The sequence below is a fragment of the Azospirillum sp. TSO5 genome (assembly GCF_003116065.1).
Classification (GTDB): domain Bacteria; phylum Pseudomonadota; class Alphaproteobacteria; order Azospirillales; family Azospirillaceae; genus Azospirillum.
Window position 1 is genome coordinate 1 of sequence record NZ_LGQY01000096.1, and the last position, 24,850, is coordinate 24,850.

Annotated in this window: 23 protein-coding genes and 1 pseudogene; 14 read left to right on the forward strand and 10 right to left on the reverse strand. The window is 67.5% G+C overall.

Translation table 11 applies throughout. From position 1 onward, the window contains the following. From TSO5_RS22635 to TSO5_RS22645, 3 genes are all read right to left on the reverse strand, one after another. The coding region (locus TSO5_RS22635) for an ATP-binding cassette domain-containing protein (protein WP_146203822.1) at positions 1–403 on the reverse strand (403 nt) is incomplete at its 3' end. A gap of 33 nt (positions 404–436) precedes the next feature. Continuing rightward, the gene (locus TSO5_RS22640; protein WP_109153748.1) at positions 437–1,414 is read right to left on the reverse strand and encodes a YVTN family beta-propeller repeat protein; all 978 of its coding nucleotides are present in this window, start codon (positions 1,412–1,414) and stop codon (positions 437–439) included. Further along, positions 1,411–2,634, reverse strand: a complete 1,224-nt coding sequence (locus tag TSO5_RS22645; RefSeq protein WP_247870903.1) for an ABC transporter substrate-binding protein — start codon at positions 2,632–2,634, stop codon at positions 1,411–1,413. Before TSO5_RS22645 ends, TSO5_RS22640 begins: the two co-directional genes overlap by 4 nt. A 196-nt stretch (positions 2,635–2,830) precedes the next feature. Between TSO5_RS22645 and TSO5_RS22650 the strand changes: the two genes are divergently transcribed. The 6 genes from TSO5_RS22650 (at position 2,831) to TSO5_RS22675 (ending at position 8,716) form a co-directional block, all read left to right on the forward strand. Continuing rightward, positions 2,831–3,709, forward strand: a complete 879-nt coding sequence (locus TSO5_RS22650; protein ID WP_247870904.1) for a transporter substrate-binding domain-containing protein — start codon at positions 2,831–2,833, stop codon at positions 3,707–3,709. A 38-nt stretch (positions 3,710–3,747) separates the two neighbouring features. Then, positions 3,748–4,614: a quinoprotein dehydrogenase-associated SoxYZ-like carrier gene (locus tag TSO5_RS22655; protein WP_109153750.1), complete on the forward strand. Its 867-nt coding sequence runs from the start codon at positions 3,748–3,750 to the stop codon at positions 4,612–4,614. Further along, positions 4,611–5,576: a quinoprotein relay system zinc metallohydrolase 1 gene (locus TSO5_RS22660; protein ID WP_109153751.1), complete on the forward strand. Its 966-nt coding sequence runs from the start codon at positions 4,611–4,613 to the stop codon at positions 5,574–5,576. Before TSO5_RS22655 ends, TSO5_RS22660 begins: the two co-directional genes overlap by 4 nt. Before the next feature lie 226 nt (positions 5,577–5,802). Next, entirely contained in the window at positions 5,803–7,569 is a 1,767-nt protein-coding gene (locus tag TSO5_RS22665) for a methanol/ethanol family PQQ-dependent dehydrogenase (RefSeq protein WP_109153752.1), read from the forward strand. A gap of 203 nt (positions 7,570–7,772) precedes the next feature. Further along, complete coding sequence (gene pedF, locus TSO5_RS22670) at positions 7,773–8,201, forward strand: cytochrome c-550 PedF (protein WP_109153753.1); 429 nt, start codon at positions 7,773–7,775, stop codon at positions 8,199–8,201. 56 nt (positions 8,202–8,257) lie between these two features. After that, positions 8,258–8,716 (forward strand): cache domain-containing protein, encoded by a 459-nt coding sequence (locus TSO5_RS22675; protein ID WP_109153754.1) that lies wholly within the window; start codon positions 8,258–8,260, stop codon positions 8,714–8,716. Positions 8,717–8,864: 148 nt separating this feature from the next. On the opposite strand, the gene TSO5_RS22680 is transcribed toward TSO5_RS22675, so the two are convergent. Next, positions 8,865–10,676, reverse strand: a complete 1,812-nt coding sequence (locus TSO5_RS22680; protein ID WP_109153755.1) for a tetratricopeptide repeat protein — start codon at positions 10,674–10,676, stop codon at positions 8,865–8,867. 256 nt (positions 10,677–10,932) lie between these two features. Between TSO5_RS22680 and TSO5_RS22685 the strand changes: the two genes are divergently transcribed. The 4 genes from TSO5_RS22685 to TSO5_RS22700 all read left to right on the forward strand — a co-directional run bounded on the left by TSO5_RS22685 (position 10,933) and on the right by TSO5_RS22700 (position 14,630). Then, positions 10,933–11,910, forward strand: coding sequence for a L,D-transpeptidase (locus tag TSO5_RS22685; RefSeq protein WP_247870905.1), 978 nt, complete (start codon positions 10,933–10,935; stop codon positions 11,908–11,910). Positions 11,911–12,011: 101 nt separating this feature from the next. Further along, on the forward strand, positions 12,012–12,881 hold the full coding sequence (locus TSO5_RS22690; protein ID WP_109153757.1) for a branched-chain amino acid ABC transporter permease: 870 nt from the start codon (positions 12,012–12,014) through the stop codon (positions 12,879–12,881). Next, positions 12,878–13,900 carry a branched-chain amino acid ABC transporter permease gene (locus tag TSO5_RS22695; RefSeq protein WP_109153758.1) on the forward strand — a complete coding sequence of 341 codons (1,023 nt, stop codon included), beginning with the start codon at positions 12,878–12,880 and terminating at the stop codon, positions 13,898–13,900. Before TSO5_RS22690 ends, TSO5_RS22695 begins: the two co-directional genes overlap by 4 nt. Position 13,901: 1 nt before the next feature. Next, entirely contained in the window at positions 13,902–14,630 is a 729-nt protein-coding gene (locus tag TSO5_RS22700) for an ABC transporter ATP-binding protein (protein ID WP_109153759.1), read from the forward strand. A 12-nt stretch (positions 14,631–14,642) separates the two neighbouring features. Here the strand turns inward: TSO5_RS22700 and TSO5_RS22705 are convergent, their stop codons facing one another. From TSO5_RS22705 to TSO5_RS22720, 4 genes are all read right to left on the reverse strand, one after another. Then, on the reverse strand, positions 14,643–15,446 hold the full coding sequence (locus TSO5_RS22705) for a family 16 glycosylhydrolase (protein WP_109153760.1): 804 nt from the start codon (positions 15,444–15,446) through the stop codon (positions 14,643–14,645). Between the two features lie 147 nt (positions 15,447–15,593). After that, positions 15,594–16,760 (reverse strand): rod shape-determining protein RodA, encoded by a 1,167-nt coding sequence (gene rodA / locus TSO5_RS22710; RefSeq protein ID WP_109153761.1) that lies wholly within the window; start codon positions 16,758–16,760, stop codon positions 15,594–15,596. A 191-nt stretch (positions 16,761–16,951) separates the two neighbouring features. Further along, entirely contained in the window at positions 16,952–18,145 is a 1,194-nt protein-coding gene (locus TSO5_RS22715) for a GGDEF domain-containing protein (protein WP_109153762.1), read from the reverse strand. Between the two features lie 156 nt (positions 18,146–18,301). Further along, on the reverse strand, positions 18,302–18,931 hold the full coding sequence (locus tag TSO5_RS22720) for a TetR/AcrR family transcriptional regulator (protein WP_247870906.1): 630 nt from the start codon (positions 18,929–18,931) through the stop codon (positions 18,302–18,304). A 253-nt stretch (positions 18,932–19,184) separates the two neighbouring features. Between TSO5_RS22720 and TSO5_RS22725 the strand changes: the two genes are divergently transcribed. From TSO5_RS22725 to TSO5_RS22735, 3 genes are all read left to right on the forward strand, one after another. Continuing rightward, complete coding sequence (locus TSO5_RS22725) at positions 19,185–20,294, forward strand: HlyD family secretion protein (RefSeq protein WP_109153764.1); 1,110 nt, start codon at positions 19,185–19,187, stop codon at positions 20,292–20,294. 151 nt (positions 20,295–20,445) lie between these two features. Continuing rightward, a complete protein-coding gene (locus TSO5_RS22730; RefSeq protein ID WP_109153765.1) occupies positions 20,446–21,999 on the forward strand; it encodes a DHA2 family efflux MFS transporter permease subunit in 1,554 nt (517 codons plus the stop codon). A 92-nt stretch (positions 22,000–22,091) separates the two neighbouring features. Further along, positions 22,092–22,616 carry a hypothetical protein gene (locus TSO5_RS22735; protein WP_109153766.1) on the forward strand — a complete coding sequence of 175 codons (525 nt, stop codon included), beginning with the start codon at positions 22,092–22,094 and terminating at the stop codon, positions 22,614–22,616. Between the two features lie 45 nt (positions 22,617–22,661). On the opposite strand, the gene TSO5_RS22740 is transcribed toward TSO5_RS22735, so the two are convergent. After that, positions 22,662–23,876, reverse strand: a complete 1,215-nt coding sequence (locus TSO5_RS22740) for a homoserine O-acetyltransferase (protein WP_247870907.1) — start codon at positions 23,874–23,876, stop codon at positions 22,662–22,664. Between the two features lie 136 nt (positions 23,877–24,012). Beyond that, on the reverse strand, positions 24,013–24,333 hold the full coding sequence (locus TSO5_RS22745; RefSeq protein ID WP_109086333.1) for a heavy metal-binding domain-containing protein: 321 nt from the start codon (positions 24,331–24,333) through the stop codon (positions 24,013–24,015). A gap of 160 nt (positions 24,334–24,493) precedes the next feature. On the opposite strand from TSO5_RS22745, the pseudogene TSO5_RS22750 reads away from it, so the two are divergent. Further along, positions 24,494–24,850: pseudogene (locus TSO5_RS22750) on the forward strand (helix-turn-helix transcriptional regulator); the annotation flags it as partial.

Genomic DNA, 24,850 nt, shown 5'->3' on the forward strand with positions numbered 1-24,850 from the left:
CCTTTTCGGCCCGCCGTTCGAACAGGGACAGGCGGGTGAGTTCCGCCTCGATCCGCCGGTCGGCCTCGCGCCGGCCGATGCCGTGCAGGGCCGCGAAATAGCGGAGATTCTGCACCACCGTCAGGTCGAGGTCGAGCGTCGGCTGCTGGAATACCACACCCAGATGGGCCAGCGCGTCGCCCGGTGCCTGTGCGATGTCGTGGCCGTGGATGCGCACCCGTCCGGCGGTCGGCCGCAGCAGGCCGGTGGCGAGCGCGAACAGCGTGCTCTTCCCCGCACCATTCGGGCCGAGCAGGCAGGTGAAGGCGCCGGGCATCACGCGGAAGCCGACATCCTCCAGCGCGAGGCGGTTTCCGCCATAGCTGTGGCGCAGTCCTTCGACCTCCAGTGCCGGCACCGTCATTCCGCTGTCCCTTTCTGCCTCAGCCCTTCCAACTCAACCCTTGACCGCCACGCCCCAGGGATAGCGGCCGACCTTGACCGTCTTCGTCACCTTCAGGCCGTCGACGTCGATCACCGACACGTCGCCGCTGACCCCGTTGGTGGTGTAGAGCGTCTTCTGGTCCGGCGTCAGCGCCAGCTGCCAGACGCGACGGCCGACCAGCAGGTAATCCTTCACCTCGAAGGTCTTGGCGTCCACCACCGCGACATGGTTGGCGGGCCCGAGCGCGACGAAGGCATAGCGGCCGTCGTCGGTCAGCTTGACGCCTACCGGCTGGATACGGTCCTTGGCGACGCCCTTGATGTGGAAATCGACGACCTTTGTGACCTTGCGGGTGCCGGTGTCGATGACGCTGACGGTGCCGCCGATCTCCGACGAAACCCACAGCTGCGAACCGTCCTTGGTGAATTGGGCATAGCGCGGGCGGGGGCCGACCAGCGTGTTGTCGACCACCTCGCGCTTTTCCATGTCGATCCAGTGGACCATGCTGGTCGTTTCGGAGGTGTTGACGCCCCAGCGGCCGTCGGGGCTGACGTCCATCCCCTCCGGCTCCACCCCGACATCGACCTGGAAGGCGACCTTGCGCGACGGCACGTCGACCACGGTGACGATGTTGCTGTCCTCGTTGGCGATGATCAGGTGCTTGCCGTCGGGGCTGAGGGCAAACTGCTCCGGATCCTCGCCGGAGGGCAGGTTGTGGACGATCTTCTTGCTGGCGAGGTCGAGGACCTGCACCGCGTGGTCGTCGCTGGCGCAGATGAACAGCTGGCTGCCGTCCTTCGACAGGGTGATGCCGCGCGGGCGCTTGCCGACCTTGATCGTGTCGGTGACCGCCATGGTCTTGCCGTCGATCACCGAGAGGGTGTTGTCCTTCTCGTTCGACACATAGATGGTCTGGGCCGAGGCGGCCGTCGCCACGGTGGCTGCGATCAGGGCGGCTAAGGAGATGCCGGTGAAGCGGGCGGCGGTCATGGCGTGGTCTTTCCTCGCGTCTTGCAAAGCGTTTCCGGTTGGTCGTAGCCCAGGCTGTCGAGTTCGGTGCGCGGGTGCAGGAATCCCTCCTGCGGCGACACCGACACCACGGACCGGTCGGCGGCCAGCAGCACCGGCTGGCGCAGCTGCCCGTCCCAGGGCCGCAGGCTGAGCGGGGCGCCGCGGAAGGCCGACATGGTGAAGTCGGGCGACTGGATGAAGGCGATCAGGCGGTCGGGGTCGGCGGAGCGGGTGCGGGCGGCGACCTCGCCCACCACGCGGACGGCGGTCCAGTCATTGTGGTCGCGCGCGGTCATCGGGCGCTTGGCCGCCGCCTTGAAGCGGGATTGCAGCTGTGCCGCGCCCCATTGCTCGTGGGTGCGGTGCCAGACGGTGGGGACCAGCCCCTGGGTGCCGGCGACCGGGCGCGGATCGGCGGTGCGGTAGGACAAATAGTCGCCGAACTCCCCGACCTCGTCGGCGACGATCAGCACGTCGTAGGCCTTGGCCTGGGTGAAGACCGGAATTTCGGATTCGGCCGTGCGGTTGACGTCGCTTTCGGCGGTCCATTCCTTTTCCGCCACGATCTGGGCGCCGAAGCGCTTGGCGGTGCGGCGGATCGCGTCGGCGTACAGCTTGTCCTCCGGCCGGCGGCCGGTGACCAGGAACCAGCGCGGCCAGCGCTTCTTCACCAGATATTGGCCGAGCGCGTCGGCCAGCATCGCCCGGCTGGGTGCCACATGGACGAGGTTCGCGGCGCAGGCGCTGCCGCGCAGGGTGTCGTCGGGCGCGTTGGCGTTCAGCAGCAGCAGGTTGCGCGCCTCCGGCAGCTTCGACAGGGCTTCCACCGTCGCGCCGGGGGCGTCGACGATGACGAAGCGGTCGCCGCGGCCGGCCAATTCGCGCAGGGCCGCGGCGGCGTCCCCGTCCGGCGGCACCTCCACGCTGTCGAGCAGGAAGGTCTGCTTGAGGAACTTGCCGGTCGTGTTGTTGTCGGCGATGGCGAGATTCGCGCCGGCCAGCCCGTCGTCGGCCGTGGGCTCGTCGGGGTTGGAGACGGAAGGCGGCGGTTCCGGCGTCTGCGACAGCAGGCCGATGCGGATCTCGGCGACCGTCTGGGCTGCGGCACCGGCGCCGGGCGTCCCGGCCAGCAGGACGGCGGCGAGGGCGGCCAGCGATGAACTGCGCAAAAGTCCGGGAAGGCGGGGCTTGGTCATCATATCCGTCGGAACGCCAACTGTTTGGTGTGCAGCCTATCTGGCGAACCCGGATGGCGGAATGCGACTATGGAAGGATGGACAGGCAACGGCAGGGGCCGGACCCCGTCTTGTACGAAAGTCCAATTATTGGTGTGGCGGAGCGATGGCTATCCTGGCCGCCCGTTCCATGATGAAACCACCACTGCCGGAACTTGCCATGGCGTATGTGACCCGCCGCCGATTCCTGTCCGGACTGGCCGCTAGCTGCGTGTCTGTCGGAGTCGCGTCCGCACTCGGCGTTCCGCGAAGTGCCGCCGCCCGGCCGCTCGATGAGGTTATGGAGCGCGGCCGGCTTCGCGTGGCGGTCTACCGCGACTTCCCGCCCTTCTCCTTCCAGCGCGATGGCAAGCTGGTGGGCATCGACGTCGATCTGGCCAAGGCGATCGCGGAGAAGCTGGGCGTCAAGGCCGACATCTACGAACAGATCCCCGGCGAGACGGTGTCGGACGATCTGCGGGTGGCGGTCTGGCGCGGCAGCCTGTTCGGCGGGGAACTGGCCGACATCATGATGCACATCCCCTATGACAAGCAATTCGGGCTGATGAATCCGGAAGCGGTGCTGTTCGGCCCTTATCATCACGAGGTGTTCGCGCTTGCCCGCGATCCGCAGCGGGTGCGCTCCGCCGTGCTGGCGACGCTGCCGGACGAGCCGATCGCGGTGGAGATCGACAGCGTTCCCGACTTCTTCCTTCTGGGCTTGCAGGGCGGCCGGCTGCGCAGCCGCGTCATCCATTGCCCGACGCCCGAGGCCGCCATCGAAAAGCTGACCTCCGGCGAGGCTGCGGCGGTGCTGGCGCCGCTGAGCCAGGTGCAGGCGGCGCTGGGCGCGCGGGCCGAGCAGTTCCCGGTTACCACGGTGAGCCTGCCGGGCATGATGACCTCCAACTGGAACATCGGCATGGCGACCAAGGAAAACGCCCGCGACCTCGCCTACAGCATCGGCGACGCGGTGACGGCGCTGACCGAGGACGGGACCATGGGTAGGATCTTCGCCGCGTATGGTGTCACCCACACGCCGCCGCCGCTGGTGGAGTGAGCGGGACGGACGGAACTCGGCCGGTCGGGAGGAGATGGATGGGACACGCCCTTTACCAAGCAGGTCTGGCCGGCGCGATGATCGTCGTCGCGGGCACCGCGTTCGCCGCAAGCTCTCCATCCGATCCGCTGAACTCGGTGATGTGGGAGGCGCTGCGCGACCAGTATTTCGCCGGTGCGCCGGTCGTGTTCGACGATGCGGTCAGGGTCAACGCCCCGGCGGCGGCGGAGGACACGCGCGCGGTGCCGGTTTCGGTCGACGCCACGGCGCTGGGCAACGTGGTGGAGATGGTGGCGATCGCCGACCTCAACCCTTTCCCGCTGGTGCTGCGCTACCATCCCGGCACCGCCGCGCCCTACATCGCCACCCGCATCAAGATCCAGCAGGCCACCGCCGTGCGTGGTGCGGCACGGACCGCCGACGGGGTGTGGCATGTCTCCGGCGTGATGGTGGATGCGGCGGGTGGCGGTTGCAGCGCGCCGCCGGCCTCCTATGCCCAAAAGGATTGGGCCGACCATGTCGGCGAGGTGCAGGCCCGGCTGTGGCCGGCGGACACCGACGGGGTGGCGCGGCTGCGGCTGCGCATCCGCCATCCCAACGACACCGGTCTGGTCGACGGCATCCCCGCCTATTTCATCGAGACCCTGCAGGTTGAGGCACAGACCCCCAGCGGTGCGCCGGAACTGGCGCGGATCGACAGTCTGGAGCCGGTGTCGGAGAATCCGGTCTATTCGCTGGACGTGCGCCCGCCGCCGGACGCCACGGCGCTGGTGCTGCGCGGCCGGGACAACCAGGGCGGCGAAATCCGCGCGACGATCCCGATGCCGCCGCCGGGCGCCCGACCTGCGATGAGGCCGGCGATGTCGCTGAAGCCCGCCGATCAGCCCTGGAGTGTCGGGCAATGAGCATGCCGCTTCTGCGCCGGCTGGCGCTGACCACTGTCTTTGCCACCGCCATGATGGTCGGTGTGGCGACAGGATCGGCGCAGGCCGCCGGGCCGCTGACCTATGATCTGAAGCCGACGCGCATCGCCCCCGACACCTATGTCTTCGAAGGCTCGACCAAGCATTTCACCCGCGCCAACGGCGGCAACATCCTGAATTCGGGATTCATCGTCACGGCCGACGGGGTGATCGTCATCCAGACCGGCCCGTCCCGCCGCTATGGCGAGGAGATGCGCGCGGCCATCCGCAAGGTTACCGAAAAGCCGATCCGCAAGGTCTTCATCAGCAACCTGCATCCCGACTATTGGCTGGGCTCCCAGGCCTTCGCCGACGTGCCCATCGCGGCCCTGCCCGGCACCATCGCCGGCATCCAGGAGGAGGGGAGCGGCATCGCCGACAACATGTACCGGCTGGTCGGCGACTGGATGCGCGGCACCGAGGTGACGGTGCCGACGGAGCCGGTCTATGGCTCGACCGTCAAGTTCGGCGACCATCGCCTGCGGCTGATCCCGCTGAGCGGACACACCGCCGCCGACCTGATGATCCTGGACGAGACGACGGGCGTGCTGTTCACCGGCGGCGTGGTCTTCTGCGACCGCACGCCGACGACCCCGCACGCCACCGTCGCCGACTGGCTGAAGGAACTGGACTCGGTCGATGGTTTGGACATCCGGCTGCTGGTGCCCAACCACGGGCACATCCGGTCCGACAAGGCCTGCGTCGCCCAGACGCGCGACTGGCTGACCTGGCTGGACGGCACGCTGCGCCATGCGGTGGACTCCGGACTCGACATGGCGGAAGCGTTGGAGCTGCCGATTCCGGAGCGATTCGAAGTGCTGGACGTGCTGCGCGAAGAGTATCGCCGCTCCGTCGCCCATCTCTGGCCGAAGATCGAACAGGCTGCTCTGCCGCGGGTCAATTGAAGCGCGGCGGCCTGACGTTTACGCCTGCTACTATCCGACAATTTACCCAACCGATCATCCGTCTACACTGCCGATATCGTAAAGCGACGCGGTCCCTTCGGCCGCCAAAAGCTTAAAAAGCCGCCCCCGATCCCGCTTCTCACCGCCGGACCCGCCCGTCCGGCGGCAACGGACGGGTCATGCCCCGGGCGGTGCCGTCATCATCAGTTTTGGGAGGCAACCGCATATGAAGCGCCTGGTTACAAGTCTCGCCCTGGCAGCCTCGCTGACCGCGTTCAGCGCCACCGGCGTCCTGGCCGCCGACGCCCCGGCCGGCCCGTCCAGCGACGATCTGCTGAAGAGCGCCACCAACACCGAAGCGGTCCTGACCTATGGCATGGGGCCCCAGGCCCAGCGCTTCAGCCCGCTGACCGACCTGAACGCCGACACCGTGAAGAAGCTGGTCCCGGTCTGGTCCTTCTCCTTCGGCGGCGAGAAGCAGCGCGGCCAGGAAGCCCAGCCCATCATTTATGACGGCACCATCTACGTCACCGGTTCCTACTCCCGCCTCTATGCGGTCGATGCCCGCACCGGCCACAAGAAGTGGGAATACAACCACCGCCTGCCCGACGGCATCATGCCCTGCTGCGATGTCGTGAACCGCGGCGCGGCGATCTACAAGGACAAGATCTATTTCGCCACGCTGGACGCCCGCCTCGTCGCGCTGAACCGCGAGACCGGCAAGGTGGTGTGGAACAAGAAGCTGGCGGAATACAAGGACGGATATTCCAACACCGCCGCCCCGCTGATCGTCGACGGCAAGATCATCACCGGCAATTCCGGTGGCGAGTTCGGCGTGATCGGCATGGTCGAGGCCCGCGATGCCGAAACGGGCGAGCTGGTCTGGCAGCGCCCGACCATCGAAGGCAATATGGGCAAGCTGAACGGCAAGGATTCGACCGTCACCGGCAAGACCAACGCCAGCTGGCCCGGCGACATGTACAAGACCGGCGGCGGCGCCACCTGGCTGGGCGGCACCTACGACCCGGAGACCAAGACGCTGTTCTTCGGCACCGGCAACCCGGCGCCCTGGAACTCGCACCTGCGCCCCGGCGACAACCTCTACACCTCGTCCACGCTGGCGATCAATCCGGACAATGGCGAGATCAAGTGGCACTACCAGACCACGCCGCATGACGGCTGGGACTTCGACGGCGTGAACGAATTCGTGTCCTTCGACCTGAAGAAGGACGGCAAGGTCATCAAAGCCGGCGGCAAGGCCGACCGCAACGGCTTCTTCTATGTCATCGACCGCACCAACGGTAAGCTGATCAACGCCTCGCCCTTCGTCACCAAGATCACCTGGGCCAAGGGCATCGACATCGAGACCGGCCGTCCGATCTACAACGACGACAACCGGCCCGGCGCGCCGGCCACCGGCGATGCGCACGACGCCAAGGGCAAATCGGTCTTCGCGGCTCCTGCCTTCCTGGGTGCCAAGAACTGGATGCCGATGGCCTACAACCCGCAGACCGAACTGTTCTATGTCCCGGCCAACGAGTGGGGCATGGACATCTGGAACGAGCCGATCACCTACAAGAAGGGTGCCGCCTATCTCGGCGCCGGCTTCACCATCAAGCCGCTGTATGACGATTACATCGGCGCGCTGCGCGCCGTCGATCCGAAGACCGGCAAGATCGTCTGGGAATACAAGAACCCGGCCCCGCTGTGGGGCGGCGTCCTGACCACGGCCGGCAATCTGGTCTTCACCGGCACGCCCGAAGGCTATCTGAAGGCCTTCGACGCGAAGTCCGGCAAGGAAGTCTGGAAGTTCCAGACCGGTTCCGGCGTGGTCGGCAGCCCGGTCACCTGGAAGATGGATGGCGAGCAGTATGTCGCCGTCGTCTCCGGCTGGGGTGGCGCGGTGCCGCTGTGGGGCGGCGACGTCGCCAAGCTGGTGAAGGATATCACGCAGGGCGGCTCGCTCTGGGTCTTCAAGCTGCCGAAGGCCTGACCGCAAGAGCGGCCAAGCGGGACGGGGCGGGCCGGAGCAATCCGGTCCGCCCATTCCCGTGTCTGCTCTTATTTGGTCGCTTATTCATTTTTTCAACGATGTCCTACCATAGTCCAATTATTCGCAGGTCCCACTGCTGATAACGTCTGCTCATGCGAAGCAAAAGCCGCAGGACGGCTAGAAACAGAGGGAACGTCTTTCTCATGAATGCACGGATTATTCGACTTGCCGCCGCCGTTGGTCTGATCGGCGCCGTCGCTCTCCCCGGTCTGGTCTATGCCCATGGCGATGTCACCCCGCAGCCGGTCGACACCACTGGGCTGGAGAAGCTGGGCGACAGCTGGCGGGACAGCAATCCCTATCGCGGCAACGAGCGCGCCATCGAGATCGGCGCATCAGCCTTCAACCAGAACTGCGCGCGCTGTCATGGGCTGGGCGCGGTGTCCGGCGGCATCGCTCCCGACCTGCGCTATCTGGAAAAGGGCGACGGCGGCGACGAGTGGTTCAAGGAGCGTGTCACCAACGGCTCGATCCGCAACGGCGTGACCTATATGCCGAAGTTCGGCGAGGCGCTGGGCCAGGAGGCTCTGTGGTCGATCCGTTCCTGGCTGGAAACCGTGCACGAGGAATGACCCCTGCCGGATCATTGGCTCTTCCCTTCCACGCTTCACATCCAAGGTGGTCATCCATGATTCGCAGAACCGCATCCCTGGCCGCCGTCGCGGCCGCCCTGCTGGCCGCTCCCGCCTTCGCGGCCGATCACGCCACGCCGGAACAGGCGAAGTCGCTGGTCGCCGACGCCGTCGCCTACCTGAAGGCCAAAGGGCCGGATGAGGCGACCAAGGCCTTCCAGGACCCCAAGGGCAGCTTCCGCCGCGGCGAGCTGTATGTCTTCGTCTTCGACACCGACGGCCGCTACGTCGCCTCCGGCGCCAACCCGAAGCTGGCCGGGACCGATGCCGCCAATCTGAAGGACGCCGAAGGCAAGCCCATCGTCCAGGCGATGATCTCAGAAACCAAGGAAAAGCCGAACGCCGTCATCGACTATGTCTGGCTGAACCGCCAGACCAACAAGGTCGAGCACAAGCATTCCTACATCACCCGCGACGGCCATTACATCGTCGGCGCGGGGACCTATGACCAGTGAGCGCCCGTCAGTGAGCGCTTGACGCGCCGTCCCCGGTCGATGCCCTGAAACCTGTTCTTCTTAAACTTCATCGCCCGGCTCTCCCACGAAGCGGTCCTTCGTGGGAGAGCCGGGCGGAACTGTTTTGCGGAACCGGCGGGGCGTCGCCTCAGAACAGCCCCTGCGCCTCGCGCGCGTAGTCCAGCAGCTTCTCCACCGACCGGGCACGGTCGGCCGTTTCGGCAAAGCGCGTCCGCGCCGTCTCCGCCGCCTGCGACCTTGCGGCCGAATCCTGCCCGAGCGCCACGGCGCGCTCCAGGAAGGCCGTTTCGTCGGCAACCGTCATGGCCGACCCGACCACGCCGGCGACGTCGCCCCGGGCATAGGTCACCACCGGCAGGCCGTCCGCCAACGCGAATGCGGCGCTGCCGCCGCCGCCCTGGCGCGGCGGGTTGAGATAGGCGGTCGCCACGCCGTACAGCCCGCGGATGCCCTCCACATTGCCCAGCGCATGCATCCGCGCCGCGTTGCGGGCGGCAGCGATCCGGCCGGGCAACTCCGACACCGCGCCGGCGAAGGCGACCTGCCCATCCGGCACGCGGTCGAGAAGGCGGTCGAGCGTCTCCAGGAACTCCGGCCCGACCTCCTGGTCCAGGCGGTTGCCGACCACGACGTAAAGCGGCCCGTCAGCGAGCGGCCCGTCTGCGGGCAGGCCGAACTCAGCGCGGCTGCGTGCGGGGCCGGCGGCGGGCAGCGTCCAGCCAAAGGAGAAGGGACGGAAGCGAGACCGCGCCTCCTCCGGCCAGCCGGCGGCATCGTCCTCCGGCGCATAGCCCAGCAGAATGGTGGCGAGCGAGGGCGACAGGCCGCTGGAGGTCGGCAGGAAAACCACCGGGCGGCTGCCGGCGAACAGGTCGGCCACGGTGTTGGACCCGCCGAAGGCGACGATCACGTCGGGGTCGAACCGCTCCACCGCCTCGACGATGGCGGTCAGCTTCTCCTCGTCGAAGCGCGGCTGCGGGAAGGACAGCATGCGGACGTTCGCGCCCTGGGCGGAGATGGTCTGCTCGCCGTCATAATCCTCGGTGACGTTGTAGCTGTACTCGGGGACGAAGCCGTTCTCCCCCTCCACCGCCATGGCGTTGGGGTTGATGATCAGCACCTCGCAGCCATGGTCGTCCTGCAGCCGGCGGGCGTAATCGAAGGCATCGGCCGTGGGCTGGTGGCCCTCGCCCAGCATCTGGTTGGTGATCAGCGCCACCCGCTTGACCGCCGCGCGCGGAGACGTCCGGCGCAGGCGGGCGTCCAGGTCGTAGCGGCGCGCGGTCTCCTCCACCAGCAGCCGGTAGAAACGGCGGAACTCGCCATTGGTGAAGGCGCCGACGTCGCCCTTGCGGGCATCGCCCTGGAACAGCCGCAGGGCGATTCCCCAATAGGCGTAATGCATGGAGGGCACGGAGAAGCGCAGAGGGTCTTCCAGCGCCGTGTTCACCAGATTGCGGTAATAGGCGATGTCACCGCTCAGCAGGAACAGCAGGGACTGGCGCCGCATCACGTCGCCCATCGTATAGCGGGCGTCGACCTCCGCCGCGGCGGCGGCGCGGATGTCGTCGTCATAGCGGCGGATCAGATTCGCAAGCGCGCCGACATTGCCCCAGCCCTCGCCTTCGTTGGTCAGCAGGCTCAGAGCGCGGGCGAAGCTGAGCGCCGCCTCGCGCTGTCGGCCGGAGGCGTGCAGGGCGTGGCCCAGATTGGCGTGAAAGAGGGGAGAGCTGTCGTCGCCGGCCACCGCCTGGGCGATTCGGTCGACCGCCTCCTCCGCCCGGCCGGATTGCAGGGCGATGACCCCAAGCAGATGGAGGGCGTCCGGATGGCCGGGCGAAGCGTCCAGCACGTCGCGGTACAGCCGCTCGGCCTCCGCGGTGCGGCCGGCGCGGTGGTGTTCCGTCGCGACGGCCAACGTCTGCTCGATCTGGTCCATGATGCACGTCCTTGCTGTCGGGGCGGCCCCCATCCCCCGGAGACCGTCGTCCCATGCTGTTTACTCTGTTTTAGGGGACACGCGATCAACTTTCCGCATGCGTAGACCTACGACCATTCGGGGAGGCTGCAGCCGCGGCGTCATCCCCCGACCGACAACAGCCATTACGGGCATCCTGGCACGGTGTCTTTTCTGGGGCCTGCTCGCCATTGCGGGCGTCATATCGGGCGCCACGGGGGCCGCCGCGTCCCCGCCGATGGAGGGGACGGTCGGGGAGGCCTCCGGCGGGCCGTCGATCGCGATCAGCCTTGCCGACCGCCGGCTGTACCTGACCGGTTCCGATGGCGAAGTCCGCAGTTTTCCGGTCGCCATCGGCCGTCCCGGCGTGCCGATCCCCGTCGGCGACAGCACCATCCAGCGCAAACGCCGCAATCCGACATGGCGGCCGACCGCGCATCAGCGGCGGGACAAACCCTCTCTGCCGCGGGCGGTGCCGCCGGGGCCGAACAACCCGCTGGGCAAGTTCGCGCTCGACCTCGGCTGGCCGGCCATCGCCATCCACGGCACCAACGAGCCGGACTCGGTGGGCAGACGGGCCAGCGGCGGCTGTTTCCGCATGCTGCCCGCCGACATCGAAACGGTCTTCGCGGCGACCGAGGTCGGCACGCCGGTGCGGGTGGTGCGGGACTCGCTGGGTGGGAGCGTGCCGGAACGGGCGGCGCCCCCACCTACGCCCTTGCCGGCGAGGACGCTGCCGGCCGCGGTCAGGGCGGTCCCGCCGGCCGCCGTGCGCCCGCAGCCGGTGGCCGCCGTGGCCGCTTCCAGCACGCCCGCTTCCTCCATGCCCGCTGCGCCGGTGGCGGGGCCTCCACCCGCGCCGGTTGCCGATCCGCGCTGTGCCACGGTAACGGCGCCGTTGCGGCGGATGATCTGCGACGTTCCCGCACTCGCCCTGCTCGACGGCCGCGTCCGTGGAGCGCAGGAGCGGTTCCTGGCCGGCATCGCCGATCCCGCGGCCCGTGCCACGGCGTCCTACGACCTGATCCAGGACGAGCGCCGCTTTCACGAGCGGATTGCCGCACTGTGCTGGATCCGCGCCGGAACCGAGGGCGACCCGGCGGTGGCCGCGGCGGCGCAATCCTGCCTGACCACGGCTCTCGGGCGCCGGTTGAGCGACGTGACGGAACGGATCGCCGGCCTGCGGCGCGGGATGCGGCTGGCCGGAGAGCCATAGCCGGAAAGGCCGAATAGCACCGTCCGCGGTCATTCTGGCTTGCCTGCATGCCTGCGGACTGCTAACCCGCAGGACCTAACCGTTCGGACAATCCGCCGCCCATGCCGATCGACTATTATTTGAACATCGCGGCCTCCGGCCTGCTGACCGGCCTGGTCTATGGGCTGGCGGCGCTCGGCCTGTCGGTCATCTTCGGCGTGGTGCGCGTCGTCAACTTCGCCCATGGCGAGATGATGGTGGCGGGCATGTACGGCGCCGTGCTGTTGGGCGGCTGGCTCGGGCTGGACCCGCTGCTGTCGGCGCCGATCATGGCGGCGCTGCTGTTCGTCTGCGGCTGGCTGCTGCAGCGCGGGCTGGTGAACAAGTTCGTCGAGCGGCCGGAGCACATGCAGTTCATCCTGCTGCTGGGCGTCGCCACCATCCTGGTCAACGCCATGCTGATGCTGTTCGGCCCGGACGCCCGCAATGTCCAGGTGCCCTATAGCTTCGACACGGTGGAGATCGGGTCGATGCTGCTGGACGCCGTGCGGCTGCGCGCCGGGGCGGCGGCCATCGTGGTGGCGGCGGCGCTGTTCGCCTTCTTCCGCTTCAGCCGGACCGGCAAGGCGATCCGCGCCTGCGCCGACAACCCGCTGGGCGCCCGCGTGGTCGGTCTGAACATCGACGGGCTCTATGCGCTGACCTTCGGCATCGGCGCCGCGGTGGTCGGGGTGGCCGGTGCGCTGATGACCCTGCTGGTCGATGCCCGGCCGCAGCTGGCGCCGGAATACACGCTGCTCAGCTTCATCATCGTCATCGTCGGCGGGCTGGGCAGCCTGCCCGGCGCGCTGCTGGGCGGCGTGCTGATCGGCATGTCGGAGGCGCTGGCCGGCTTCCTGCTGACGCCGTCCCTGAAATCCCTGTTCAGCTACGGGGTGCTGATCGTGGTTCTGCTGCTGCGCCCGCAAGGGCTGTTGGGGAAACGGTCATGAGCGGCCTTTCGGGAGTGACCGGGCGCGGCATGGTGCTGTTGGTCCTGGCGGCGCTGGGTCTGGCGGTGGCGCCCTTCGTCGCCGACCGCTATCTGGTTTCGGTTCTGACGACGGTGCTGTGGTTCGCCTATGTCGGGCAGGCCTGGAACGTGATGATGGGCTTTTCCGGCCTGCTGTCGCTGGGCCACGCGCTGTATGTCGGGCTGGGCGCCTATGTCAGCGCCGCGCTGTTCGTCCATTTCGGCATCGGTCCCTGGGCCGGCATGGTGCTGGCGATGCTGGTGGCGGTGGTTGCCGGCTGCATCATCGGCTTCCTGGGTTTCCGGTTCGGGGTGAAGGGCGTGCATTTCGCCCTGCTGACCATTGCCTTCGCCGAGGTGGCGCGCATCGGCTTCGACCACATCACCTGGGTCGGCGGCTCCGGCGGGTTCTTCCTGCCGGTGGAGGCGGGGGCGAGCGATCCGCTGAATCTGCGCGGCTCACCTGTGCTGTTCTATTACGTGGCGCTGGCGCTGGTCGTCGGGGCGCTGCTGCTGTCGCGGGTGCTGCTGCACAGCCGGCTGGGTTACCAGTGGCTGGCGGTCCGCGAGGAGCCGGACGCGGCGGAGGCGTCGGGCGTCGATCTGTTCCGCGCCCGCATGACCGCGGTGGCGGTGTCGTCGGCCCTGACCGCGCTGGGCGGGGTGTTCCAGGCCTTCTATTTCAACAACCTGTTCCCGGAGCAGGTCTTCTCCATGGGCCGCTCCATCGAGATCATCCTGCCGGCCATCGTCGGCGGCATCGGCACGCTGGTCGGCCCGATCCTGGGCGCCTTCATCCTGACCCCGCTGGGCGAGGCGCTGACCTTCCTGATCGAGGCCGGCGGGCTGGATTTGCCTGGCCTGAAACAATTGTTCTATGGCGCGGCGCTGGTGGCGATCGTGGTGTTCCGGCCGGAGGGCGTCTGGCCCTGGCTGGCCCGCCGCCTGCGCCTTGTCCGCCAGCCTGGAGATTTCCGCCAGCCGGGGGAGGGCGCCTGAGATGACCGCTTTGCTCGAAGTCGAGGGACTGTCGAAGCGCTTCCGCGGGCTGAAGGCGGTGTCGGAGGTCAGCTTCACCGTGCCGGAGGAGCGCATCCTCGCCCTGATCGGTCCGAACGGTGCCGGCAAGACCACCACCTTCAACCTGATTGCCGGCGTCTTCCCCCCCGACGAGGGCCGTGTCACGCTGAAGGGCCGCAATCTGACGGGGCTGAAGCCCAATCAGGTCTGCGCCGCCGGGATCGGCCGCACCTTCCAGATCGTCAAGCCGTTCGGCCAGCTGACGGTGGAGGAGAATGTCGTGGTCGGCGCGCTGGCCCGCGAGCGGTCGGTGGAGACGGCGCGCATCCAGGCCCGCGCGGTGCTGGAGCGGCTGGAACTGGCCGATCAGGCCAACCGCCCGGCGCGCAGCCTGACCCTGCCCGACCGCAAGCGGCTGGAGGTCGCCCGCGCGCTGGCCACCCGTCCGACCCTGCTTCTGCTGGACGAGGTTCTGGCGGGACTGCGTCCCACCGAGGTCGACCGGATGGTCGAGGTCCTGCGCGACCTGAACCGGCGCGAGGGGCTGACCATCCTGATGATCGAGCATGTCATGCGCGCGGTGATGGCGCTGTCCGACCGCGTGGTGGTGCTGGACCATGGCGAGAAGATCGCCGACGGCGTCCCGGCGGAGGTCGTCGCCGACCCCCGCGTCGTCGAATCCTACCTGGGCGCCGAAGCACTGGACTGACCCGGTCCCCGCTCAGTTGCTGAGGTTGGCCGGATCCTCGCGGTAGGTGACGGAGGCGACCTCGGCGGTCAGGGGATGGCCGGGATAGGTGAAGCGGTGCAGCCACTGGGTGTCGCCGGACGCGCTCCAGAAGCGCAGCATCAGCCGGCCCGGCATGCGCGGCAGTTGCTCCGGCCGGCCGGAGACCTGATGAACCGGCTTGCCGTCGACGGTCCAGACGATGCCGTCGGGCTTCCAGTCGAAGCCGTAGCTGTGGAAACCCTTGGCGGCGTCGAACCCCAGATCGACCACCGCATTGCGGTGCCCGACGCCGTTGACGACGTAGCTGATCTCCAGCTTGGTGGTGTCCTTGCCGGCGATGCCCAGCGTGATCTCGTCCCAGGGATCGCCGAAGGGCGGGCCGGTGTAGTGGGAGACCGAGGTCATTACCCCGTCGGCCTTCACCGCCTTCAGCGACACCGTGTAGGCGCCATAGCCGTAGAAGCGGTGCGTCGAATATTCGCCGCAGGAATAGCGGTCGTAGCCGGTGATGCGGTCGTCCACCGTCAGGGCGAGGCGACCCTTGCTGGCGGTGACGTTGGCGCGGCTCCAGGTGCAGTTCATGTGCCCGCCCGCCTTCCAGCCGTCGGACCGCTGCCAGCGCGAGGGATCGAAGGAGCCCGACGTCTCGCTGAAACTGCCGCCGATGTGGCTGAACAGCGAGTCCGCCAGCGCAGGGCCAGCGCCGGAGTAAAGAGAGCTGGCCAGCAGGGCCGTGAGGCCCGCGCCGATCAGGGTGCTCCTCCGCACGCCGTGTCCCGTGGCGATTCTCCGCATGGCCGTTCCTCCCGCTGCTGCCGAGCCAATCCGAAATTTCGGTCGGCCTGCACCCCGATATCGCAGGTGCAGGGCAGGGCGGCAACCGCGCGGGCGGGGTGCGCCCTCCCGCCAGCCGGCGTACCTCAGGGGATGAGCATCGGGCCGTCAGACGTCGGTGACGCCGCTTTTGGGGATGCGCACGTCGCGGTGGACCGACATGCTCAGCAGCAGGCCGACGCCGATCATCAGTGTCATCATCGCCGAGCCGCCGTAGGACACCAGCGGCAGCGGGATGCCGACGACCGGGATCAGCCCCATCACCATCGCCACGTTGACGAAGACGTAGAGGAAGAACTGCGCGGTCATGCCGACGGCGACCAGCCGGCCGAACTGGCTGCGGCTGTTCAGCGCGATGACCCAGCCATAGATGAACAGCAGGACGTAGAGCGCCAGCAGCGTGGCGGCCCCGACCATGCCGAACTCCTCCGCCAGGACGACGAAGATGAAGTCGGTGTGCTTTTCCGGCAGGAACATCAGCTGGCTCTGTGAGCCGGACATGAAGCCCTTGCCGAACAGCCCGCCGGATCCCAGCGCGATCTTCGACTGCAGGATGTTGTAGCCGGCGCCGAGCGGGTCGGTCTCCGGATCGAGGAAGGTATAGACGCGCTGCTTCTGGTAATCGTGCAGGAACTCCCAGGCGATCGGGATGGCGCTGAGGCCGCCGCCGATCACCAGCAGGAACTTCCACACCCGGACGCCGGCGGCGAAGAAAATGGCGCCGCTGCCCATGATGAGCAGAAGCGAGGTGCCGAGGTTCGGCTGCATCAGCACGAAGGCGACCGGCGTGAAGACCAGCAGCAGGGGCGGGATCAACAGCAGCGGCCGGCCGATCTGGTCCAGCGTCACCCCATGGAAATAGCGGGCGAGCGCCAGCGTCAGCGCCGGCTTCATCAGCTCCGACGGCTGCAGCTGGAAGAAGCCGAGGTCGATCCAGCGCTGGGCGCCCATGCCGATGCGGCCCATCATCTCCACCGCGATCAGCAGGCAGAGCACGACGAAGAAGATGACGTAGGCCGATTTCATCAGGTGGCGGATGTCGATCAGCGCGATGCCCAGCATCAGGACCAGGCCGGGAATGGCGCGGACCAGCTGTGGCTGGGCCCAGGGCTTCCAATGGCCGCCGGCGGCGGAATAGAGCAGCCCGACGCCGACCCCGGTGATCGTGCAGACCAGCAGGACCAGCCCCCAGTTGATGAGCCTGAATTTCGTGCCGAGCGTCAGCTGCGACCGCTGCGGCTCCAGGCCGCCGGAGCCGAGATTGGAAAGAACCACGACCTTACGCCGATGTTGCCGGAAGGGACGGAGCCGGATCGGAGCCGGCGGCTCGGACCCCGAAAGATCGGGCGGAGCAAACCGTCCGGAGGGGACCGGCGCGGATAATGCGGCAAGCGGTCCCGCGGGTAAAGGCGGCCGTGCGCCGGCCGCTTTTTCTAACCGGCCCCGCTTGCCGGATCAGGCGGGTGTCAGGCTGGCATGGGCACCGGATGCGCCGCTTCGGGGAAGAAGCGGACCTGATTGCGCCCGGCGTGCTTGGCGTCATAGAGGGCGGTGTCCGATTGGGCCATCAGATCGGAAAACTCGCTGTGCTCCCTGGTCAGGCTGACGCCGCCGATGCTGCAGGTCACCGTCACCCCGGCTTCCGCGCCGAGCTGGGCCAGCTGCCGTTCGATGGCACCGCGCAGCCGCTCGGCCAGCATCCGGCCGGCCTCCGCCCCGGTTTCGGGCAGCAGGATGGCGAATTCCTCCCCGCCGATCCTGCCCAGGGCATCCTCGTGCCGGATCTGCCCGGTGCAGCAGTCGGCCACCGCCCGGATCACCCGGTCGCCGAAGGGGTGGCCGGCGTGGTCGTTGATCGATTTGAAACGGTCGATGTCGAGCACCAGCACGGTCAGCTCGCGCCCGTATCGACGGGCCCGGCGGAATTCGACCTCGCCCATTTCGAACAGGCGGCGGCGGTTCAGGGCGCCGGTCAGCCCGTCGGTGTGGGCGAGCTTTGACAGTTCGCGGTTGAACTCGTCGCTGGCCATCAGGACATAATTGATCGCCCCGATGACGGTCCCCAGCAGCGACAGCAGGAAGGTCGCCCGTTCGACGCGGTCATCCAGCATATAGGTGGCCGGAGCGTCTTCCTGTGCCATACCGGCGGACATGCGGACCAGATAGACGACGGCGAGGGAGGCGCACAGCAGTCCGGTGACGTAGTGGGGTATGCCGCGCCCCTGGTAGCGGACCAGCACCTCGAAGGCGATCACCAGCAGCACTGCTGACGTCGCGAAGCTGACCAGGACGCGCACCCAGCCGATGCCGCCGCCGACGAACAGCAACAGGAGGCAGGACAGGCCCACGGCCGCTCCCACCGCCGCCGGCACGAAGGGCCAGACCGGTCGATTCTGAAGATGGCGGACACTGGTGTAGTTCATCGACAATCCGGCGAGTCCGATTCCGTTGGCGAGCGGAATCAGAAGTTCCGGCGCCTGGCCCCCGCGATACCCGGCGATGAGGAAGGCGGAGCCCAGCAGGAATTTCCCATAAGAATAGGCCCGCAGGGATCCGCGAATGTGACGGGGGTAGCGGCCGGAGGCCACAACGATGGACAGCCCGACCGCAAAGCCTATGACAGTGATGACCTGCGCGATGAAGGTGGTCTCGAAATCCATCGGCAAGCCTGTTACGCACCGTTACGCCGGTATGTCTGGGCACGCTATACGAAGCCTTTGCCGGTGACAAGCCGCAGGGGTCAACTCTGCGCCGGGATTCCTGATTATTGCAGCTAGATTGCTTCTGGCGCCAATTTCGGGTTGTGAACGCTTGGGTCAGCCCTTGTTGGGGGCATAGCCCTTGGCGAACAGGTCGACGGCGGCGTCGACGTAGCGCTCCAGTTCGTCGTCGCTCGGCCGCTCGCTCAGGCACAGCAGCAGCTTCATGTGCATGTTCGCCTTCAGCAGCCCGAAGAACTGGTGGGTGGCGAGATCGCAGTCGGTGATCGCCAGCTCGCCCTTGTCCGCCATATGGGTCATGAACTGGCGGGCGCGCTGGAAGGTCTCGGCCGGGCCGCTTTCATAGAAGGCCTGGGCGAGCTGGGGCTGGCGCAGCACCTCGCCCAGCACCATCCGATAGACGCCCAGGGCCTTCGGCGAGGCGATGAAGCGGACGAAGGTGCGGCCGATCAGGCGCAGGCCGTCCGCCGCCGGCAGGTCCATCGCCTCGCTCCAGACGCTGCTCATGACGGAGTTCGCGCATTCGCAGGCGACCATCGCCCGGAACAGCTCCTCCTTGCTGCCGAAATGCGCGTACAGGGTCGCCTTGGACACATTCGCCTTCTTGGCGACGGCATCCATGCTGACGGCACTGTAGCCATGGTCCAGGAACAGGGTGCCTGCGGCCTCCATGATCTGGGCCTGCTTCGATCCTGCTTCGGGAGTGGGGGCAACCAATGTGGTCATGCGCGTCTCGCCGGAGTCCATGCTGCCTCGGTCCATGTTCCTGGCCCCTACCGCGTTCTGCATCGCCCGACAAGCCTCCTGACACCAATTGCCAAAAACTAAACCGTTCAGTTCGGTCTTGACAACAGATAGGTCGTCCGCCATCTTCCGACAAGACTAAACTGAACGGTTCAGTTTCTTTTCCGTGACGGCGCCGGAAAGAGCGCATCGGCGGGAATGCGGATCGGACCGCGGTGGATTGGGGATAGAGACAATGGCGAATGGCGTACGGAAGATCGTGCTGTCGGGCGTTGCGCTGGCTGTGCTGGCAGGTGGCGCCGTCGCCGGCGAACATTGGTGGACCACGGGCCGGTTCCTGGAGTCGACCGACAATGCCTATGTGCAGAGCGACATCACCGTCGTCAGCCCGAAGATTTCCGCCTATGTCCGCGACGTGAAGGTTGCGGAAAACCAGCTGGTGCGGACGGGCGACGTGCTGGCGATGCTGGACGACCAGGATTTCCGTGCCAAGGTGGCGGAGGCCGAAGCCGCCGTCACCGCGCAGAAGGCGGCGCTCGGCACGTTGGACAGCAAGCTGGAGCTTCAACGCACGGTGATCGACCAGGCCGCCGCCACGCTGGCGAGCGCCGAGGCCGAACAGCGCCGCGCCCAGCAGGAGTTCGAGCGCAGCCGGTCGCTGGCCAGCGACAGCTGGACCAGCCGGCAGAAGCTGGAGACCGCCGACGCCGACCTGCGCAAGGCGGTGGCCCAGGTGGCGAAGTCGCGGGCGGCGTTGGCGTCGGAGAACGAACAGGTCAACGTCCTGCACGCCACCCGGACCGAGACGGAGGCCCATCTGGCCCAGGCCCAGGCGACGCTGCAGACCGCGCGCAACGACCTGGACAACACCGTGATCCGCGCGCCGGTCGACGGCGTGATCGGCAACCGCGGCGTCCAGGTCGGCCAATATGCCCGGCCGGGCGTGCAGTTGCTGTCGCTGGTGCCGCTGCCCGATGTCTATGTGGTCGCCAACTTCAAGGAGACCCAGCTGGCGCACATGCGCCCCGGCCAGCAGGTCAGCATTTCCGTCGACGCCTTCCCCGACCGCCATCTGACCGGCACGGTGGAGAGCTTCGCCCCGGCGTCGGGGTCCAAGTTCTCGCTGCTGCCGCCGGAGAATGCGACCGGCAACTTCACCAAGATCGTGCAGCGGGTGCCGGTGCGGATCGCCCTGCCGCGCGACAACGCGCTGGCCGGCCTGCTGCGTCCCGGCCTGTCGGTGGTGGCGGAGGTCGACACCCGCGGCGCCGATGCCCAGCCGCATGTGGCGAGCGGCGGCGTGTTCGGCGCACTGTCCGACAAGCAGGCGGTGGCCGCCAAGTAAGCGGCGGTCACGCTCCGGCGGGGGCGCCGCCCCTTCTCCCCCCCTTCGGGGGCGGCGTTCCCGCCATCAATCAGAATGACATTCAGGCCGGAGCCGCGCCCCCTCCTTTGGGGGCGGCAGTCGTTCGGCCGCGACGGAAGGCAGCGGTTCCATGGCGACACCGGCCCAGGGCATGCGCCCGCTCACACCCCGCGACATCGCCGGCTTCTTCGCGATGGTCGTCGGCATGTTCATGGCGATCCTCGACATCCAGATCGTCTCCAGCTCGCTGTCGGAAATCCAGGCGGGGCTGGCGGCCAGCGCCGACGAGATCTCGTGGGTGCAGACCTCCTACCTGATCGCGGAGGTCGTGATGATCCCGCTGTCGGGCATCCTGTCGCGCATCCTGTCGACCCGCGTGCTGTTCACCGTGGCCGCCGCCGGGTTCACCCTGACCAGCGTCGCCTGCGCCTTTGCCGGCGGCATCGAATCGATGATCGTCTGGCGTGCGCTGCAGGGCTTCATCGGCGGCGCCATGATCCCGACGGTGTTCGCCACCAGCTTCATGATCTTTCCGCCGGAAAAGCGGGCGGGCGTGTCGGTGATGATGGGGCTGGTCGCCACCATGGCGCCGACCATCGGCCCGACGCTGGGCGGCTACCTGACCCAGCACATGTCCTGGCACTGGCTGTTCCTGGCCAACGTCATTCCCGGCATCCTGGTGACCTCGCTGGTCTGGTTCCTGGTCGATGTCGACCGGCCGAATCCGGAACTGCGCAAGGGCTTCGATTTCATCGGGCTGGCGCTGATGGCCGCCTTCCTGGGCAGCCTGGAATATGTGGTGGAGGAGGGGCCGCGCAACGACTGGTTCGACGACGAGGCGATCTTCGGGCTGGCGGTGGTGGCGGCCGTCTCCGCCGTCGGATTCTTCTGGCGGGTGCTGTCCTACCGCAATCCCATCGTGGAACTGCGCGCCTTCGCCGACCGCAACTTCGCCATCGGGTCGCTCTACAGCTTCATCCTCGGCATCGGCCTCTACGGGTCGGTCTACCTGCAGCCGCTGTTCCTGGCCCGCGTGCGCGGCTTCAACAGCCTGCAGATCGGCGAGATCATGTTCGTAACCGGCGCCTTCCAGTTCATGTCGGCCCCGATCGCCGGCGCCCTGTCGAAGCGGATGGACCTGCGCGCCATGCTGGCGCTGGGTCTGATCCTGTTCGGCACCGGCGTCTGGCTGAACAGCCATTTCACCGCCGAGACCGGCTTCTGGGAGCTGTTCCTGCCGCAGGCGGTGCGCGGCATGTCGCTGATGCTGTGCTTCATTCCGATCAACAGCGTGGCGCTGGGCACCCTGCCGCCGGACAAGCTGAAGAACGCGTCGGGCCTGTATAACCTGATGCGCAACCTGGGCGGCGCCATCGGCCTTGCCGCGATCAACACGGTGCTGACCGACCGCAACGCGCTGCATCTGAACCGACTCGGCGACAACATGAACCTCGCCCGGCCGGAGGTGCAGCAGATGGTCGACAACCTCAGCCAGCGCTTCGACGGGCTGGTGGCCGACCCGACCGCCGCGGCGATGGCCCGGCTGGTCGGGCTGGTTCAGCGCGAGGCGCTGATCCTGACCTTCAACGACGCCATGCTGCTGATGTCGGCGGTGTTCTTCGGTGCGCTGCTGTTCATGCCGCTGGTGCGCAGGCCGGGCGCGCCGGTGAAGGCGGATCACTAAGCGTGATAGGTTGCTGCCCTGGGGTTGTGCTATAGCTTGACCGATCGTCCGAACGCACGTCCGAATCCTGCCGAGCCCCCCAGTCGAGCCCCATGAGCAAGCGCCAATATACCCGAGCCGAGGTCAAGGAACTGCTGGGCGCGCTGGAGCGCCAGTGCCGTGAAGCGTCGAAGCTGGCCCAACTGGCCGAGCATGAGGCGAGCAAGCACAGCTTCGGCGCCTATCGCGACTTCCGCGACAAGGTCGGCGAATTCCAGGCGCTGGTCATCCTGATCGAACAGCGCATGCGCAATCTGGTCGACGCCCGTTCCGACGACCTGCGCGACCAGTTCGAGAAGCTGGACATGGTGATGCTGGCCCTTCTGGTGCGCGCCAGCATGCGTTTCTTCTTCGTGCTGTCGGCGAATCCGATCCTGCCGATGGGCGCCCGCGAGATCTTCGTGGCCGAACTGCGCAGCCTGCACGACGCGGCGGAAAAGCTGAAGCGGCCCAACTATGCCGGCAAGCTGGGGCCCGACCTGGACCGCGATCTGGAAACCGCCTCGCTGATCCTGGAAGAGATCATCGACAAGGCGCCGAGCCTGCTGAACTTCCGCGGGACGCCGATCGGGGAGTAGGGGGGCGGGGAGTAGGGGGCACCCGCGAAGGCGCCCCCATACCACTCACTTCGCCAGAAACTGCGCGATCGTGTCGCCCGCCTTGCCGATGTTCACCACGCCGTCGAGATGGCCCAGCGTCGAGGTGATCGACTCGGTGTATTCCACCGTGTTGCCCTGCTTTTCCAGCCGGTCCTTCAGCGGGCGCATGTTGCGGTCGGGCGGGAAGACGAGGTCGTCGGCCGACGGGATCAGCAGAACCGGGGCCTTGATCTTCGCCAGCCCATCCTCCAGCGAGGCGCCGTTGCCGGTGACGAAGGTCTGGTTGGCCTTCACCAGATAGAGGAAGTGGTTGGCGTCGCTGACCGCGGCGCGTCCGGCGGCGGCCTTGTCCAGCCAGGCTTCGATGGCGTACTGGTTGCCCATCGCCGCCTTCGGGTCCTTGCCGTCCTCCGCCCATTTGCGGCCGAAGGCGGCGTCCGCCCATTTCCAGTGCCGCGCCTGCAGGGTGACCAGCTTCAGCGCCTCGGTCAGGCCGGCCTTCGGCTCCGCCTTGCCATAATAATCGCCGTTGTTCCAGTTGGGGTCGAGCTTGATCGGTGCGGCCCACAGGTTCAGCCAGCCGATCAGGAACGGATCGGTCTCCGGCCCGCCGATGGCGGCGATGACGCGCTTGACCATCTCCGGATGGTCGGCCCCCCATTCGAATGCCTGGAGCGAGCCCATCGAGCCGCCCATCACCGCCTGCAGAGTCTTGATGCCCAGGCTGTCGATCAGCGCCTTCTGGACATTGACGAAATCCTGGATGGTGACGACGGGGAAGCTCATGCCATAGGGCTTGCCGGTGTCCGGATTGATGCTGGCCGGGCCGGTGGTGACGACGTTGGGGTCCTTCGGCGACAGGTTCACCAGCGTGTCGGAGCTGATGATGAAGTATTTGTCGGTGTCCAGCGGCTTGCCGGGACCGATGATGCTGTCCCAATAGCCGGGCGCGGCGTCGTCGGCCTTGTATTTCCCCGCGGCGTGGCTGCTGCCGCTGAAGAAGTGGGTGACGAGGATGACGTTGTCCTTGGCGTCGTTCAGCTTGCCGTAGCTTTCCCAGCCGATGCGGACGTTCTTGATCGTCCCGCCGCCGGTGGTGGTGTAGGACGGCATCTCGAAGACCTTCTTCTCGACGATGCCGTCCAACGCCAGCGCCGGCAGGGTGCCGAACAGACAGGCCGCCATGGCGAGGCCGCCGAGGCAGCCGGACCAGATGGAACCGCGGACAACCCCACGCATAAGCATCCCCCTCCAGAATTGTTCGCCTGACACTCTATTCCGGTGGCGCAGTCTACCCATAAGGTTGCGGCTGTCCAGCCGCCATCGGTGACGCTTACGGTTAGGCGAATAGGGGCAGGCGGGTGGAGGTAGCGCGTCAGCGCAGGCGGACGGCGGTTCCGTTCACCGACACCATCAGCATGCCGTTCTCCTTTCCCAGCACCTCGTAATCGACATCCACCCCGACCACGGCATCGGCGCCCAGCGCGCGGGCCGACTCCTCCAGGTCGGCAAAGGCCGCCTCGCGGGCGTCGCGCAGCGCCGCCTGATAGCCGCCGGCCCGGCCGCCGACGATGTCGCGCACGGAGGAGAACAGGTCGCGGAACACGTTGACACCCATGATCGCCTCGCCGGCGACGATGCCGAGATATTGGGTGATCTGGCGGCCTTCGACGGAATCGGTGCTGGTGACGATCATGGTCGCATCTTTCAAGGTGGTTTCGCTGCCGCACAGATGGGGGCGCCATGGCCGAGTCCAAGGCGGCACTGCGAAATCGCAGGGCGTTCTAGTCCATCGCGCCTTCCCCCACCCCGTCCGTACCGTGTAGGACAAGGTGGGGCAGGCGAGGGGGAAAGCGATGGACGACACGCGGCGAGCCATCCTGCGCTGGATGACCGGCGTCATGGAGGCGAAGGGCTGGAGCGCCGGCGGTTGGGCGCGGCTGGCCGGCGTCACCGCCACCAACCTGACCCGCTTCCTGCGCGATCCGGTGATGGGCAGCGTGCCCAGCGCCGACACGCTGGCCCGGCTGGCCCGCGTCGCCGGGTCGGAGCCGCGATTCCTCGACGACCATGCCTATGCGCCGGTCTCCCGCGTGCCGGTGCTGACACTGGAGCAGGCGCACATCTTCCTCGACCTCGGCCGCCGGGCGGGGGAGGCGTTCCTGGCCGGGGCGCTGAAGGACGGCGCCGCGTCGGTCGCGATGGACGGCCGC

Coding starts and splice junctions, on each gene's coding strand:
- TSO5_RS22640 (WP_109153748.1), bottom strand. CDS start 1,414: ATGACCGCCGCCCGCTTCACCGGCATCTCCTTAGCCGCCCTGATCGCA.
- TSO5_RS22645 (WP_247870903.1), bottom strand. CDS start 2,634: ATGATGACCAAGCCCCGCCTTCCCGGACTTTTGCGCAGTTCATCGCTG.
- TSO5_RS22650 (WP_247870904.1), top strand. CDS start 2,831: ATGGCGTATGTGACCCGCCGCCGATTCCTGTCCGGACTGGCCGCTAGC.
- TSO5_RS22655 (WP_109153750.1), top strand. CDS start 3,748: ATGGGACACGCCCTTTACCAAGCAGGTCTGGCCGGCGCGATGATCGTC.
- TSO5_RS22660 (WP_109153751.1), top strand. CDS start 4,611: ATGAGCATGCCGCTTCTGCGCCGGCTGGCGCTGACCACTGTCTTTGCC.
- TSO5_RS22665 (WP_109153752.1), top strand. CDS start 5,803: ATGAAGCGCCTGGTTACAAGTCTCGCCCTGGCAGCCTCGCTGACCGCG.
- pedF (WP_109153753.1), top strand. CDS start 7,773: ATGAATGCACGGATTATTCGACTTGCCGCCGCCGTTGGTCTGATCGGC.
- TSO5_RS22675 (WP_109153754.1), top strand. CDS start 8,258: ATGATTCGCAGAACCGCATCCCTGGCCGCCGTCGCGGCCGCCCTGCTG.
- TSO5_RS22680 (WP_109153755.1), bottom strand. CDS start 10,676: ATGGACCAGATCGAGCAGACGTTGGCCGTCGCGACGGAACACCACCGC.
- TSO5_RS22685 (WP_247870905.1), top strand. CDS start 10,933: ATGGAGGGGACGGTCGGGGAGGCCTCCGGCGGGCCGTCGATCGCGATC.
- TSO5_RS22690 (WP_109153757.1), top strand. CDS start 12,012: ATGCCGATCGACTATTATTTGAACATCGCGGCCTCCGGCCTGCTGACC.
- TSO5_RS22695 (WP_109153758.1), top strand. CDS start 12,878: ATGAGCGGCCTTTCGGGAGTGACCGGGCGCGGCATGGTGCTGTTGGTC.
- TSO5_RS22700 (WP_109153759.1), top strand. CDS start 13,902: ATGACCGCTTTGCTCGAAGTCGAGGGACTGTCGAAGCGCTTCCGCGGG.
- TSO5_RS22705 (WP_109153760.1), bottom strand. CDS start 15,446: ATGCGGAGAATCGCCACGGGACACGGCGTGCGGAGGAGCACCCTGATC.
- TSO5_RS22715 (WP_109153762.1), bottom strand. CDS start 18,145: ATGGATTTCGAGACCACCTTCATCGCGCAGGTCATCACTGTCATAGGC.
- TSO5_RS22720 (WP_247870906.1), bottom strand. CDS start 18,931: ATGACCACATTGGTTGCCCCCACTCCCGAAGCAGGATCGAAGCAGGCC.
- TSO5_RS22725 (WP_109153764.1), top strand. CDS start 19,185: ATGGCGAATGGCGTACGGAAGATCGTGCTGTCGGGCGTTGCGCTGGCT.
- TSO5_RS22730 (WP_109153765.1), top strand. CDS start 20,446: ATGGCGACACCGGCCCAGGGCATGCGCCCGCTCACACCCCGCGACATC.
- TSO5_RS22735 (WP_109153766.1), top strand. CDS start 22,092: ATGAGCAAGCGCCAATATACCCGAGCCGAGGTCAAGGAACTGCTGGGC.
- TSO5_RS22740 (WP_247870907.1), bottom strand. CDS start 23,876: ATGCGTGGGGTTGTCCGCGGTTCCATCTGGTCCGGCTGCCTCGGCGGC.
- TSO5_RS22745 (WP_109086333.1), bottom strand. CDS start 24,333: ATGATCGTCACCAGCACCGATTCCGTCGAAGGCCGCCAGATCACCCAA.